This is a genomic window from Halobacteriovorax sp. (assembly GCF_048381875.1).
Taxonomy (GTDB): Bacteria; Bdellovibrionota; Bacteriovoracia; order Bacteriovoracales; family Bacteriovoracaceae; genus Halobacteriovorax_A; species Halobacteriovorax_A vibrionivorans.
In genome coordinates this window covers 260,872-276,033 of the sequence record NZ_JBLXBP010000003.1, presented here as the reverse complement: position 1 = coordinate 276,033, position 15,162 = coordinate 260,872, and the positions used below count along the sequence as shown (strand labels likewise).

Here is a 15,162-nt window from a genome sequence, read left to right as displayed (position 1 = left end):
GAGCTTTCGATAATATATTGATTTTACTTTGTCGCGGGGTGGAGCAGTTGGTAGCTCGTCGGGCTCATAACCCGAAGGTCATAGGTTCGAATCCTATCCCCGCAACCAATTCCAAACAAATTCACAAACTAAGCCACTCTTCTTAAAACGATACTTTCTCTAAGTTATTTCACTGTAAAGAATCGATTCAAAGTATTATCTATAAGTTATACTTTAAAACTTTAACTATCCTAAACAAAAGTAGTTAAGCGACTGAATTTAAAGACTTTTTACCGTAAATAAATTTCAATAAGGCTAGATAATTCAAGGAAATTAAGTTAGTCTCCCGCAATGAATTTCAACACAGACAAAGAGAATAAGATTGAGGGATTCCTACTCATGGCAACAATGCTCATGGTGGGAATAAGCTATCTCTATTACTTCATATATTTTCCACATATAATTTTTGAAGTTGTTTCAAAAGAGATGTTTTATTCGATAGCTGCTCTACAGTTTATTGTTTTCATCCTTGCTAAGATTTTAAAGCTTGATCATTTAGAGAAATTCACATGTGTTATTCCATCAATCCTAATGATGAATCTATTGATCTTCTCATTTGGAGGATTGAATTCTCCAGGTGTTCTTTGGATTACTGGTACCCCAATCTTTATGGGCGTCTTCTATAAAAGAACAGGTATGCTAACGGGACTTTTTGTCATGTTATGTGTCTTCACATTCTTTCTAGTATTCGACTACCATATTTTAGAGTTGGTTAGGCCATTAACATCAATTGAATACAAGTCTTTACTTCGCTCAAATATTATTCAATTTTCAGCGTTAACAACCGTTTATTTCTCTTTTTATATTTGGCTTGAATCAAATCATCGAACGCGTCTTATATATACAAATAAGCAATTGGACACTCTTTTACATGTTGTCCTACACGACTTATCTAATCCAATTACGATTCTAAAACTTAAGATCAAAAACTTATCTAGGAAGCATGATCTTGGGATGAAGTCGGAGCAACAAATTAATAATTCATTTAGTAAAATCGAAGAGATCATTAAGTCTGTTCGTACTTTTCAACTTGATACAGATAACCTAACTTTTCAAAAAGCTGAGATCTCACCTGACTTCATTCATAGTTACTCTAAGAGATTTTTTGAAAGTCATAATACAAAAAACCTTAAGCTACATTTTGATATTGATACTAATAAATCATTCCTATGTGAAAAAAGAGTTCTGACGGATCATATCCTTGGGCATGTATTAACTAACGCCATCAAATTTAGTCATGATGGCCAGGATATTTTGATTAAAGTCTATAATGATACACAAAAGCTATATATTGACGTTATCGATAAGGGTGTTGGTATACCTAAGAACTTAATTAAAGATATTTTTAAGTTTGATAAGAAGTCAAAGCGCATAGGTACACATGGTGAATCAGGAACGGGCTATGGACTTCCTATTGTTAAATACTTTACTGATTATTCAAATGGGCGTGTAGCAATTTCATCAGAGCATAAGATTGGAACTAGAGTTTCCCTTGCCTTTAATCTTGCTAAGAAATCTTAGTGGAGACCGGCAGGAGGAAGCATTAGTAACTCTTGCCAATGGGCCAGATGCTTTAATCCACTTTCATTTAGAAGGTGCTTATCTTCGAGCAATTCACGGTAGCAATTTATCCAAGTTCCTATTATCTTCTCAACGACTTCAACAGGAATAACTTTCGCTTCAATAAGAGGAGCATCCACATGTCTCAGAGACGAAAAATAAAAGATATCATTCACACGTGAGCGATTATTTGTACAAAACTCAAGTGCTGTAAATACCTTTTGAATATATGAATGTGAATAATTGAAACTTCCCATAATTAACTCCATCTCTATCTTCCCAGCTCTTCGGAGTTGGGTAAAGAAAAAGTTAATTATGAACAAGTTTTATGCAGATATTTGATTGAAACGTTCAATGGCAATATTGAAACGATCCTTTAAGAGTTTTAAGCGTATTTCATTTTTTTCAGGGAAACGACTAATCCCCTTACTTAATAAAGTAATTTCGGCCTGAACGTAGCGCTTCTTTAATTTTGTGCCACGTACACCCTTTAATTTTCCAAGATAATTTATATTGGAAGAAGTCATATCGTTCATTTTTAGAATGATTGATTTTTCGACGACTTCACGACTTTGCTCAATTTCTGCTGATTGCAAGTGTCTTTCAATCAACTCAAGTTGCATAGTTAAACGGCGAATTTCTCTCGAAAGAGAGTCTGTAGGTAATTTCTTAGTAGTCACGTCTTACACTCCATAATCAAAAAGACATAAACTTTATACCCTAGAACAGGTTCTAAGTTATTGAAGATTGTAAGAATGATTAACGTGTTAGGATTTTAGACAATGATTGGCCTAGTTAATGAACTAGGCCAATTTACATTATAGTGATTCAATAAATTCAATAACTTGTGTGCCTGAGTTAACATCAGGAGCACCACCTTGGGCGAAATTTGGGCGTCCACCACCACGTCCAGAGACTGGCTCTAGGATCTTCTTTAAGAAGTCACCGGCTTTCACATCTGAGTTAGACCAAACAAATGATTTCATCCCTTTGTCATCTTTTGTTAAAAGACAGATTAATTGATAGTCGCCTTTATTAATTAGGTTATCACCGACTTCTTTTACGGCCTTAGCGTCTGCTTCCATAGTTGCAGCAAATAACTTGAAGCCTTCGTAATCACGTTTTACTTCTTTTTTAAATTCAGTTGATCCACCTTGTGCAGCTTTTGCTTGTGCTTCTTTGATTTTCTTTTTCATCTCAGAGCGCAGATCTTTGATACGGGCAGGAACTTCAGTCGGTTTAGTACTTAGCTCTTTGGCCGCAGCATTTAATAATGCCGATCTTTCCTGCATAACTTTAATTGCAGCAGATCCAGTAACCGCTTCAATACGACGAATTCCTTTAGCTACAGATGTTTCGGAAGTGATAACAAATAAACCAATATCACCTGTGCGGCCAACGTGAGTTCCCCCACAAAGTTCAACACTATCTTTTCCAAAGGCAATAACTCGAACATCACTATCGTATTTCTCACCAAATAGTGCCATCGCTCCACTATCAATTGCTTCTTCATATGAACAAAGCTTTGTGGTACGTGAATCATTTTGCATAATCCACTTATTAACAAGGGCCTCAACTTTTATTAATTCTTCATTTGAAACAGCTTGTGGGTTTTGAAAATCAAAACGTAATCGATCGGCTGTAACCATTGAACCTTTTTGAATTGCATGCTTTCCAATTACTTCGTGAAGAGCTGAATGAAGTAAGTGAGTCGCAGAGTGATTTCTCATTGAAGCTTTGCGATTATCTTCATTAACAATTAATTCAATCTTCTCACCAGTTTCAATTTCACCAGAGATAACTTTAGCAACGTGAACATGAACATTCTTAACTTTCATCGTATCGAGAATTTGTAACTCACCCGTTGCAGTTCTAGCAGTTCCAATATCACCGGCCTGTCCACCTGACTCACCGTAAAAAGGTGTGTGCTTTGTTGCAAAGTATGTTGTTTCATCGTCACGATAAATCTTTAAAATTTCACTATCAGTTTCTAGAGAATCGTATCCAGTAAACTCTGTATCATCGACTTCAATAAACTCAAGCTCAATTCTTTCTTGATCTGCTGCCACCCCGCCTTTTCTCGAAATAACTCGAGAAGCTTTTCGATGGGCCTCATAACATTCGTTATATTCAATTTCAGCAAACTCGATATTCTTAGAAGCAAGCTCTGCCTTAATTACTTCTAAAGGAAGCCCATGAGTCGTCACAAGCTCAAATGCTACATGACCAGGAAATAGCTCTTTAGATTTAGGATTCGTTGAAAGCTCCTCTTCAATTTTCTTAAGGCCATTTTCAACAATAGGAACAAATTCATTAATTTCTTGTTCCATATTATAGATGATTGCTTCACGGGCAGACTTAAGCTGTGGATAGTAATCACCAAGCATCTCAATTGTTTTTTGAATATGCTTTTTAAAGACTGGTTTTACGCCTCTTGAAATACAGGCCGCAACACACTTTCTAATTAAACGTCTTGGAATATAACCTTGACCTTCGTTTCCTGGCATAATCCCTTCACCAAGGATCATAATACTTGCACGCATATGATCAGAGATCATACGCTCTGTTTGAACATCAGTATTTTTGCCTAATAACTCTTTTGAAAGTTGCATTAGAGGAGCGAGAAGATCTGTTTCATATACTGAGTCACAACCATTCATAACCATAGCAAGTCTTTCAAGACCAGAACCTGTATCAACAGACTTAAGAGGAAGTGGCTCAAAGGTACCATCCTTCTTCTTATTAAGCTCCATGAAGACACCAGCGTTCCAAATCTCAATGTAACGACTTACATCATCAAAATGTCCACCTGGTTTATATTCAGGGCCATATTCAGCACCAGTATCATAGAAAACTTCTGTACATGGGCCACAAGGTCCATGGTCCCCAGCTGGTCCCCAGAAATTATCATCACCTAGAACAACAATATGATCTTCAGGAACACCGCACTTTTTCCATGCTTCAATTGACTCAGTATCTGGCTTAATACCAAGGTCTTCATTTCCACCATAAACAGTGAAATATAGGCGTTTTGGATCAAAGTCCAATTCATCAACAAGTAGGTCATATGCAAGCTTACATGCTTTATCTTTGTAATAATCGCCAATTGACCACGACCCTAGCATTTCAAAGATTGTTAAGTGATGGCGATCTCCAACATCATCAATATCTTTAGTTCTAATACAAGGTTGATAATTTGCTAGCCTTGGTGATGGTGGCGTTTCTTTTCCAAGAAAGTAATTCTTTAATGGCGCCATACCTGAATTTATAAAAAGCAGTGTCGGATCATTTTGAGGAACGATCGATGAAGCACCGATTTTTAAATGGTCCATCTTTTCAAAGTATTCTAAAAATTTCTCTCTAATTTCTCGAGACGAAAGTGGCTGCATAATTTTTCTTCCTTATATTTCTTTGCCAGTATTACTACTTGCATCATTCATTATGTGTATAAGTCCCCAAAATATACTATAAAATCGAGCTTCCGACTACTTCTAGCGTTAAAAAATATGACCAGATTTAGGATAAAAACTATTATCAATGTGGGTTAAAAAGCATATATTTATACCAAAGAAGAAAGAAACAACATGTGCGCAATATTACGAACAGGAGATGATGTATGACTCAATTTTATGCAGACATGGGAATTAACATGGAGCGCCCAAATAATAGAATATTTGTGGACTCACCACGTAGTTTTTTAATCCAAGAAACAGTTGCTCGTGGCATTGGAAAACTTACTAAAGATGGAGCGCTTGTTGTCGAGACAGGAAAGCATACGGGACGAAGTGCTAATGACCGCTACATCGTTCGCGATGAAGTTACAGAAAACACTATTTGGTGGGAAAATAACTTTAAAGAAATGACACCTGATGCTTTTTCTAAGCTAAAGAGTCATATCATCAACTACCTAAATCAAGATCGTGACCTATTTATTACAGAAAGAAGTGTTGGAGCTGATGAAGTACACAATCTTGGAGCAAGACTTGTGACAACAAATCCAAATCATGCACTTTTCTCAACTCACTTATTTAGAGATAAGGTTAGAGACTTTAATGAAAATGATTTTACAATTCTTCACGCACCAGAATTACAACTAGACCCAAAAGAGTTTGGTCTTCGTTCTGAAACTGCTGTTGTTACTTGTTTAAAATCAAAACTAACAATTATTGCTGGTACTCTTTATGCAGGTGAAATCAAAAAGAGTATGTTTGCGGCCATGAACTACCTTCTGCCAGAATCAAATATTATGCCGACTCACTCAGGTGCTTCACGTCTTGAAAATGGTGAAGTTTCAGTATTCTTTGGTTTATCTGGAACAGGGAAAACAACTCTTTCAACTGATGAAGGAACATTCCTAATCGGTGATGATGAACACGGAATTAGTGAAGCAGGTACATTCAACTTTGAAGGTGGTTGTTACGCAAAAACATATAAGCTTTCTAAAGAAGGTGAACCTGAAATCTATAAAGCTTCTAATCGTTTTGGTTCATTACTTGAAAACGTTATTCTTGATGAGAATACAGGACTTGTTGATTTTTATGACAAGACTCTTTCAGAGAATGGACGTGCATCATATCCTCTAGAATTCATCGAAGAATTAGAAACATCTTCACGTGGAGATATTCCTAAGCATGTATTCTTCCTATCTGCTGATGCATTTGGTGTTCTACCGCCAGTGGCAAAGCTTACAAAAGAACAAGCAATGTTCTATTTTGTTCTAGGATATACTGCAAAGCTAGCAGGTACAGAAATCGGTGTAAAAGAGCCAACAGCTACTTTCTCATCATGCTTTGGTGCACCTTTCATGCTTCGCCACCCAAGTGAGTACGCAAAACTTCTAGGTGAATATATTGATAAATTAGGATTTAACGTTTGGATGGTTAACACTGGTTGGACTGGTGGTGCATACGGTACTGGACAACGTTTCCCACTTAATATCACAAGACAGATCATTAGAAATATTCAAGCAAATAATCTTGATAAAGTAGAAACAGAGCAAGACCCAATCTTTGGTCTACATATTCCAAAGATGGTTGGAGAAATTCCAAGCACGATTCTAAATCCACAGAAGTCTTGGGAAGATCAAGAAGCTTATACAAAGAAAGCTCAAGAACTTGCTGATAGCTTTCATAAGCAAATGAGTACATTTGGGAATTTCTATGAAGAAAATATCTCAGGTGCTCCAACATTTGGAAAGTAATGACTTACGAGTATTTAAAAGCTTTCCATTTAATTAGTATTGTTTGTTGGTTTGCAGGACTTTTTTATATTGTTCGCCTCTTTATTTATCATACAGAGGCACAAGACAAGTCACAAACTGAACGCGATATTTTAAGTGCACAATTTAAAATTATGTCACGTAGGCTATGGTATGGAATTACTTGGCCTGCGTGTATATTTACAATTATTTTTGGTTTAGCATTAGTTTATACGACTTATTGGCCATTAACAGGACACTACTGGCTTCACTTAAAACTGACTCTTGTACTCTTACTTTTAGTCTATCAATTTAAGTGTCATCGTATTTATAAAGACTTACAAAATAATATTTTTAAGCATTCTAGTTCTTTTCTTCGTATCTGGAATGAAGTGGCCACTCTCTTCCTCTTTGCCATTGTCTTTCTTGCAGTAGTAAAAACACTACAAGGAATCTTTTATGGAATTGGAGCGATAGTAGGTCTTGCAGTGGTTCTTATGATGGCCATTAAATTTTATCGTAAAGTGAGAAAAGATTAATGAAAGACATTGTTAAGGGTGGACTATACCAACACTACAAAGGAATGAATTATATCGTACACGATACTGTGAGACATTCTGAAACACTTGAAGAATTAGTTTACTATGAATGTCTTTATGAAAACGATCTTGGAAAACTTTGGGTTAGACCAAAAGAAATGTTTTTAGAAACTGTTGTCATCGATGGTGTTGAGACACCACGCTTTAAATATATTGGTGATCAAAAGGGCAATTCCCGCCTATGAAACATATTAAGCTTAAGAAGGTAAAGCGTCTGTCTTCGTGGAGAAAAGTTTCCATCAATACTTGGAAAATGCCTGTTGACCCATCGACTTATGGACTTCTTAAGTTTAATGCCAAAAACTTTGAAAGCTTTGCAAAAGAAAATGGAGTTACACCAACTCACTTATTTACAAAAGTCATCGCACAAGTGTTTCATGAAAATCCTGAGATAAATCGAATCGTAAGAGGTGCAAACCTCTACCAACGAGAAAGTGTCGATATCTTCTTACAAATATCTGTCGATCACAAAGGACATGATCTTTCCGGAGCGATTATTCGAGATGCCGACAAAAAGTCAGTATTTGAAATAAAAAAAGAGCTCATGGAAAGTGCTCAAAATATTAGAGACAATAAAGATAAGTCTTTTAAAAAAGTAAAAAAGATTGTCTCTCTCATTCCTAATTTCCTAACTCGTCCCCTTCTCTATTTACTTGATCTTGCAATGTATCGATTCAATTTCTACTCACCGCTATTTGGTGTAAAGAATGACCCATTTGGCTCATGTATGATTACAAGTGTAGGAAATTTTGGTGCCGAGTTTGCATTTGCTCCTATCCCAACGATATCTCATGTACCAATAGTTCTGAGCTTATTTAAAGTTAAAAATGAGCCTATTGTAGAAGATGACAAGGTCATCATACAGAAAACACTTAGCGTTGGTGTAACTCTAGATCACCGAATTATTGATGGAGTTTATGCCAGTCGAATTATTGCAGGCATTAAAAAGTATGTGGAAAGTCCACAACTACTTTAAATTACACCTGTCTTCCAATTAAACGGCCCAGTAGAATTTTCAAACTTCAATAAAAAACCACGAGTCTCACTTAAACTATATCTATGTTAAAAAAGAGCCTCATTCTATTAAGCTTAGCTTCGTCAGTAATGGCCCAGATCCCTTTTGGCGATACTCCTTATGTTATCGATCTTTCTTCTAGTGAAAGAGATAATTACATATACGAAAAAGACTCTTACGGACGTCTACAAAACTCACAATGGTATGAGCTAAATTGGTATAAACTTCAAACCGATTTTAAAATAGATATTGATAAATATATTGAATTCTATAATGGCCAAACTTTTAATGAGGCGAAAATCAACTATTATTCTCAATTCGATTTTTCAAAAGAAGAAAGATTCCATTTAACAGATACTAGACCTCTTAGAGAATGGGGATTCTTAAATCATCCACCATTGCTAGAAAAACTAGATAATTTATCGAAGTTTTCAAAGAACTATCATCAAATTGATTATAAGAACTTAAATCATAGATTTTTCACTGAAAGCTTTAACAAGAAAATGGATAAAGTTTCAAAGTCTGAATTGAGTTTTGGAAATAAGATAGAAGTTCTAGAAAATACAAATTCATATCAGAGGAAATTAAGTCTAATCAAAAATGCTAAAGATGAGATCCTTATGTCATCGTTAAGCTTTGTCTGTGATTCATCTGTGAAGGTTCTTGTTAGCGAACTTATTAAAGCAAAGAACAGAGGCGTTGAAGTTTATGCAATGGATGACAGTATGATGTCTAAGCTCCTTGGTCATAGTGAATGCCCAAAGAGACTTAAAAAAGCCGGAGTACAATTCATCAGGGCAAATGATTTTTGGCGCCATGAGGGAAGAACAGTTTATCACCACAAGAAATTGATTATAGATGGAGAGATCGCAATAGTTGGAGGACAAAATCAACTCAATGCAGATAATCTTTCAATGGGAACAGACTTTAAAAACAAAGATATCGATATTCTCATAGAGGGACCGATGGTTACTGATATTGCTATTGGATTTTTAAAAGACTGGCAATATTTTAAAAAGAAGAAAACACGCCCAATTAGAGACCACAAAAGGCGTATAGTAAGGTACACAGGAAAAGATATTCATAATCTCTCTCATAAGCTTAGTATGTATGAAACGAAAAGAGATGAAGAAAGATTACTTCAAAAGCGCGGTCAAGAGTATTACAGAGAAATTCTTAATGATTCAGATAGAAGAATGAAAGGAGTATGTCGCTTCATTCAACAATCACCATATGAGAATCAAAGAAATATTGGAGAGGCTTATCTTCTGGCACTGGATAATACAAAGAACTACCTAGGTATTATGGACCCAATTCGAACAGACACATACTACCCTTCTGTTTTTAAGGATGCTCCATTCATTGAGAAGCTCGATTCATTTAAAATGTTTAATAAACTACATTTTAAAGTTAAGAGTTTACAAGAAAGAGGGCTACCAGTTGACTTCATTACAACAGGAACAGATATGACTGGTAATGAGATCATCGACTTCAAAAATCAAGAAATAAGAAAGTTATTAGAAGATTATGATTTATCTGAAAAAAAACGAAATAAGAAAATAAAAAAGAAAGTCAAAAGTATTGATAAGTGGAATGACTATTTTGGAGTTGCACACTTTAATAATCTAATTAATGACTACGCAAAATATGATACAACGAACGTATGGCTTCATTTAAGCTTTCTTCATTCAAAAGTATTCTATTTTGATCGCATTTTATCAAGTATTGGAAGCTATAACTTTCAACATAATGCCACAGACCACTCTTATGAAAATACAATCCTTTGCCTTGATGAGCAGCTTAATAAAGAGCTAGACGAGGTTTTTGTAAGGGATATGGCCAACTCTGTTCCTCTTAAATTTAATAAAATCAAATAATATCCGATAAATTAGTCGTACTAATACTTTCATGGGTGGAAAGGATGAATAGATTAAGGATATTATTTATTATAGGATTATATTTTTCTATGTTTTCAACGAGCGTCTCAGCAATGACTATCGACCTCGGGAGAAGCTTCTTTCCTAAAAAAGACATTATTATCGATGCAGATTCACCAAATGAGATCACTGTTAAATACAAACTACGATACTATATCAGTGACGGTTGTGCGTACGATATTGTGACATCTTACAAGCTTGGTGGATGCCCTCGAAAAAAATATAAGACCTATGAAGAAGATAGTAAGTATATTTTAAAAATCGACAAATCAAGTGCTAAAGGTGGCCATGGAGCCCAGGTTCTTCGTCTTTCTGTAAAACAAAAAGAGCGCGGCTCTTTCGATATTATTCCAGTTGTTGAAATCTTAGAAGGAAATGAGGATGCCATATCTCATGATGACCCATGGTTTGGAGCAGCTGAAGTTAAATTAAAGTCAAGAGATCGTGTTGTAAACGAAACAAGAGAAAACCTCAAAAAATCACCTCAACAATACAGCGGCGAGAAGGCCAGAGAAACGGCAATAAGCCAGTAATATTAAAAACTTACATTCCGACAACTCCTCTCAAGTTCTGTCTAACTCCTTCCGATAAGCCAAGGGAGTATTAGAGAGAAGGAACTAATTGTGAAGAGACAAAATTCAAGAAATCGACTGAGGTTTGCTAACGTCATCTCAAAGATTAGCGTACTTAGTTGTATATTAATTTCCCAAGTAACAAGTGCAAATAGCAGTACTGACTTCATTCAACAAATTGTTGATGGACATTCATATAGAAAAGAGAATGTACACGGTAGTCAAATTAATGTTCTTGAATCAACTGCATATCAAAGAAACTATTATCTTCACTTAAGAAAGCTCTTACAAAATAGAATCATTCAAGTAGTAAGTCCTTATATTGAAGAACAAAATCAACTAGCGGCCCTTATTGAAAGTGGTAATGCTACTCAAGAACAAAGATCGAGACTCGCACAAATTGAGCAAAAAATAGAGTCTATCAAAAGTAGAGACTACGTATTAAATCTACACCAAGAAATCAAAGAGTATGAAGATCAGAATATGGATTATTATTGTTACGATAATCAAAAAACGACATTAAGGCTCATGAAAGGTGAAGACTTTGATGTGCGTTGTATTGATAATCAAAGTGCACAAAGAATCGTAGATGTTGCAACTAATGATCCTCAAAAGGCTAACGAGATAAGTGTAGAGACATCATCTGGTAAAGCTCCTCAACCAGAAGGAAAGCTTTATTTCTGTTATCAAAGAGATAAAAGCATTCTTACAAAATCAAAGAGCTGTAATCCTAAAAAAGTCAGATTAACTGATGATGAACTTGAAAAAGTTGGTAAGTCGAATTGTTATCCAATTAATCAAAACTATACATATAACGAAGCAGATGGTTTCACACCAATTGCTAGGCTATATTCTCGATGTCGTGATGAGATTTGTACAAATGCAACAGATCAAATAGACTTCGAAAACTTTCAAATGATTTCATTCTCACAAAATCAAGCTGGTCAATGCTTAAATGACAATAGTGAGTCTAGAGTTTGTGCACAAACTTATACATGCCAAAACAAAACATACCAAGTTACTTGTCAATTTGATGATGAAAAACCAGTTGATAATAACAAATGTAATGTTCAATCAATTAATGAAGATACAATTATGAATAAATGTACAATTGTTGAATTAGGAACGGAGGTGTAATGATGAAATGGTTAATCGCATCTCTGTTATTTATCAATACAACATTGGCCCTAACTGTACCTAAGGTTTACAACACAGGTAAGCTTATAAACGTAACTAAGGACCATTACTTAATACAAACTAAATCAAAGAAAATGATTAAGGTAAAACCATTTTTGAAAAAACCAAAAGTTGGTGTTCAAATTAGTTATCCGGTTTCAAACACTGAAATCAAGGTTGATAAAGGCTTTATCCAACAACACGCCTTGAAAATGTTGTCACAAGAAGAATACACGTCTGACATTATAGAAGCTTATCTTCAAACCTTATCTGATATATCAAAGAACGGGTTATACAAACAAGAAAGTACTACTGGTTCAATGTATTCATCATTGTTCTTAGATATGTTAGCTCCTAAACTTTGTGCTCATGAGAGTAGTTGCGATAATATGTGCTACTTTGGAGGTTGGGCATCAACGAGAAAAGGAGGCTACTGCCAGGCTCCTTGGAAAACAAAGAATGATGCAAAAGTGAAAGCTGTTGATAATGAAGTATATTCAAGAGACTACAGCTGTGGTGGTAAGAACCGATTTCGTTGTAACCCAAAGATCTTCGGTCCATATGACTCTAGCTTAGATCCGGTACAAATGGTTGATACAAGTGATTCGAAAAGAAACTCTGCCGCAGGTATATGTATAAAGGTCAGGGGCTCATATAAGTATGCAACAGCACAATGTTTAGAGGCTTCGTCAAAGATACCAAATTTCAAAGAAGCACTTAGAGAACGCTATAATAACAATAAAGAAACATTTGAGCGCATTATTGATAACGTAAATTGCTTCTGTGATGCTCAAATGACTGATAAGAGAGAGTTTAGTTGTAGCGCTCTTAGATCGCGTTTATCTAAAATTTTTGAAGAAGAAAAAGAAGTTGTGGAAGTTGCTCCTGAAGTAGAAGAAGTTCAAGAAGCGCAGGAAGTTGTCACACCTGCGATAAAGGCGATCCCACCACCTAGAGGTGATAAATCAATTCCAATTCCTCGTGATGATGACGGAAAAGAAGAATTCGTACTTGATGAGCAAGAAGAAGAGCCTCTTCCTGAAGATCTTATCTATTATAATTGTAACTTCACTGATACAAAGAATCTTTTTAAAGGAAAGAATGCTCAATGTGCAAATAAAGGTGTTTGCTTAAAGAAAGTAACTTGTGAATCTTATTCAAAAGAGAAAAAGCAATACGATATTAAAGCAAAATTACTAGCATATTGTTCATGTGATGAGAGTGATGCCACAGAATGTGCTAATGCTATAGCAGATAAAGCCGTTGTGACTGAGAAGGATAATTCTCAAAGCACTGAATCAACACAACAATAATTACAATAATTCTAATAATTCATCTATTTTTGCATTAACTAGCTCGAGCTCATGGCCCGCGCTAGTTATTGCATCAGTATCACCTGCTGCTGAAGCATTTTGAATCTTTTCTTCTAACACAGATTGATACTTCTCTAGAGTTTCAATCTGGGCCATAACTTCTTCCTCGCGATACTTATTTCCGCTAGAAGTCTCTTGTGTTTTTTCTGGCTTTTTCTCTTTTTCAACGGCCTTCTTTTCTTTCTTTGTCTGAGGAGTTTCCTCCCATCCAATCTTTTCTAAGAATTCATCGTATGTACCTTCAAAGAACTCCGCCCCATCCTGTCTAAAAATAACAAGCTTATTTACACATGACCTAAGTAGATCCTCATTATGGGTTACGATCAAACATGCTCCGTCGTATTCATTAATAGCTTCACCTAGAGAGTCAATACTCTCCATATCCAAGTGATTTGTAGGCTCATCTAAAAAGAGCAGGTTCGTTTTCTGGGCCAAGATCTTCCCAAGCATTACTCTGGCCTTTTCTCCCCCTGATAAAACAGAAATCTTCTTATCAGAATCCTCTCCAGTAAATAGCATTGTTCCCGCAATTGCTTTTACTCTAGTGATATTTAGATCAGTATTTACTTCCTGAATCTCTTGAGTAATTGAATTTTCAGGATGCAGCCTTTGGACATTAGTTTGACCAAAGTGACCTAGAGCAAGACTTGGATGCTCCCAAATCTCTCCTGTGCGCTCCTTTAGCTCGTGGGATAAAACATTTAATAGTGTCGACTTCCCTTTTCCATTTTTTCCAATAATTCCAATACGATCTTCACGATCGACTTCAAAAGTCACACCTGAAAATAAGTTCTCTTCAGTGTAGCCGAAACTTAGATTCTTAACTTTCATAATCTGCTTTCCAGGACATGGAGTATGATTAAAAGAAAAGTCTAAATCAGCGATCTTATCAAGTTGCTGCATATCCTGCATTTTCTCAATGGCCTTAAGTCGAGACTGGGCCTGAGAAGCACCCCTTGCACTTACGCGGTATTTATCCACGTAATCCATCATATGCTTTATCTTCTTTTCTTGATTTATACGTGTTTGCTCGTAAACAATTTCATCTTGTTCCAATTGCTCATAATATTTCTTTGTTTGACCTTTTATTTTTCGAAGCTTTCCACGATGAACACCCATCGTATGTGTTGTCACTGAATCCATAAATGAACGGTCGTGAGTGATGAGAATAACTTCTCCGTTAAAAGACTTGAGAAATGACCTTAGCCACCTAAGGGAAACAATATCGAGGTAATTTGTAGGCTCATCTAAGAGCAAACAATTGGGTTCAGTTAATAAAGTTTTCACTAAATTGATACGAATCTGGTATCCACCTGAAAAACTTTGGGGATCTTTTTCAAAATCTTCATCTGAAAAACCAAGCCCTGTAAGTAATTTCTCCGCTCGATAAGTATCATATTTAAACTCTGGACCTAAAGCAGACATACACTCATCCACAACACTTTTGTGAGTGAAGTGAATATGCTGATCTAAGGTACCGATTTTATAAGACTTTGGTATCTTCACATCACCACTATCATAGGGCTCGACACCAGTGATGATTTTAAACAAAGTCGATTTACCTGTTCCATTTCTACCAACTAGGCCGATTATTTCACCACTTCCAAGAGAAAACGTCACTTCTTCAAAAAGCGTTCGGCCACCAAAAGATTTAGTTACATTTACAAGCTGAATCATATATATTGTGTAACAAA

At 35.7% G+C, this 15,162-nt stretch carries 13 protein-coding genes and 1 tRNA gene; 10 read left to right on the top strand and 4 right to left on the bottom strand.

Features of this window, described 5'->3' with window-relative positions; genetic code table 11:
- Positions 1-32: 32 nt before the first annotated feature.
- Together ACN5L8_RS09775 and ACN5L8_RS09770 are read left to right on the top strand one after the other, a co-directional pair.
- Positions 33-108: transfer RNA gene (locus ACN5L8_RS09775), tRNA-Met, on the top strand.
- A gap of 222 nt (positions 109-330) precedes the next feature.
- On the top strand, positions 331-1,560 hold the full coding sequence (locus ACN5L8_RS09770; protein WP_114705636.1) for a sensor histidine kinase: 1,230 nt from the start codon (positions 331-333) through the stop codon (positions 1,558-1,560).
- Here ACN5L8_RS09770 and ACN5L8_RS09765 read toward each other — a convergent pair.
- The 3 genes from ACN5L8_RS09765 to alaS all read right to left on the bottom strand — a co-directional run bounded on the left by ACN5L8_RS09765 (position 1,557) and on the right by alaS (position 4,988).
- Positions 1,557-1,856, bottom strand: coding sequence for a hypothetical protein (locus tag ACN5L8_RS09765; RefSeq protein ID WP_419172923.1), 300 nt, complete (start codon positions 1,854-1,856; stop codon positions 1,557-1,559). The genes ACN5L8_RS09770 and ACN5L8_RS09765 overlap by 4 nt on opposite strands.
- 69 nt (positions 1,857-1,925) lie before the next feature.
- Positions 1,926-2,279, bottom strand: a complete 354-nt coding sequence (locus ACN5L8_RS09760) for a hypothetical protein (RefSeq protein WP_114705638.1) — start codon at positions 2,277-2,279, stop codon at positions 1,926-1,928.
- A 138-nt stretch (positions 2,280-2,417) separates the two neighbouring features.
- Positions 2,418-4,988: an alanine--tRNA ligase gene (gene alaS, locus ACN5L8_RS09755; protein WP_334677996.1), complete on the bottom strand. Its 2,571-nt coding sequence runs from the start codon at positions 4,986-4,988 to the stop codon at positions 2,418-2,420.
- Positions 4,989-5,215: 227 nt separating this feature from the next.
- Here alaS and ACN5L8_RS09750 point away from each other — a divergent pair, with 227 nt between their 5' ends.
- From ACN5L8_RS09750 to ACN5L8_RS09715, 8 genes are all read left to right on the top strand, one after another.
- Positions 5,216-6,799, top strand: coding sequence for a phosphoenolpyruvate carboxykinase (ATP) (locus ACN5L8_RS09750; protein WP_419172922.1), 1,584 nt, complete (start codon positions 5,216-5,218; stop codon positions 6,797-6,799).
- Positions 6,799-7,335, top strand: a complete 537-nt coding sequence (locus ACN5L8_RS09745) for a CopD family protein (RefSeq protein ID WP_419172921.1) — start codon at positions 6,799-6,801, stop codon at positions 7,333-7,335. Before ACN5L8_RS09750 ends, ACN5L8_RS09745 begins: the two co-directional genes overlap by 1 nt.
- Positions 7,335-7,580 carry a DUF1653 domain-containing protein gene (locus ACN5L8_RS09740; protein ID WP_334677994.1) on the top strand — a complete coding sequence of 82 codons (246 nt, stop codon included), beginning with the start codon at positions 7,335-7,337 and terminating at the stop codon, positions 7,578-7,580. Before ACN5L8_RS09745 ends, ACN5L8_RS09740 begins: the two co-directional genes overlap by 1 nt.
- Positions 7,577-8,371, top strand: coding sequence for a 2-oxo acid dehydrogenase subunit E2 (locus ACN5L8_RS09735; RefSeq protein WP_419172920.1), 795 nt, complete (start codon positions 7,577-7,579; stop codon positions 8,369-8,371). The genes ACN5L8_RS09740 and ACN5L8_RS09735 overlap by 4 nt, the downstream gene beginning before the upstream one ends.
- 83 nt (positions 8,372-8,454) lie before the next feature.
- Entirely contained in the window at positions 8,455-10,287 is a 1,833-nt protein-coding gene (locus ACN5L8_RS09730; RefSeq protein ID WP_419172919.1) for a phospholipase D-like domain-containing protein, read from the top strand.
- A gap of 89 nt (positions 10,288-10,376) precedes the next feature.
- Complete coding sequence (locus ACN5L8_RS09725) at positions 10,377-10,880, top strand: hypothetical protein (RefSeq protein WP_419172918.1); 504 nt, start codon at positions 10,377-10,379, stop codon at positions 10,878-10,880.
- 90 nt (positions 10,881-10,970) lie between these two features.
- Positions 10,971-12,056: a hypothetical protein gene (locus ACN5L8_RS09720; protein ID WP_114705646.1), complete on the top strand. Its 1,086-nt coding sequence runs from the start codon at positions 10,971-10,973 to the stop codon at positions 12,054-12,056.
- A complete protein-coding gene (locus tag ACN5L8_RS09715; protein WP_419172917.1) occupies positions 12,056-13,408 on the top strand; it encodes a hypothetical protein in 1,353 nt (450 codons plus the stop codon). The genes ACN5L8_RS09720 and ACN5L8_RS09715 overlap by 1 nt, the downstream gene beginning before the upstream one ends.
- On the opposite strand, the gene ACN5L8_RS09710 is transcribed toward ACN5L8_RS09715, so the two are convergent.
- On the bottom strand, positions 13,409-15,145 hold the full coding sequence (locus ACN5L8_RS09710) for an ABC-F family ATP-binding cassette domain-containing protein (RefSeq protein WP_419172916.1): 1,737 nt from the start codon (positions 15,143-15,145) through the stop codon (positions 13,409-13,411).
- Between the last annotated feature and the right edge of the window lie 17 nt (positions 15,146-15,162).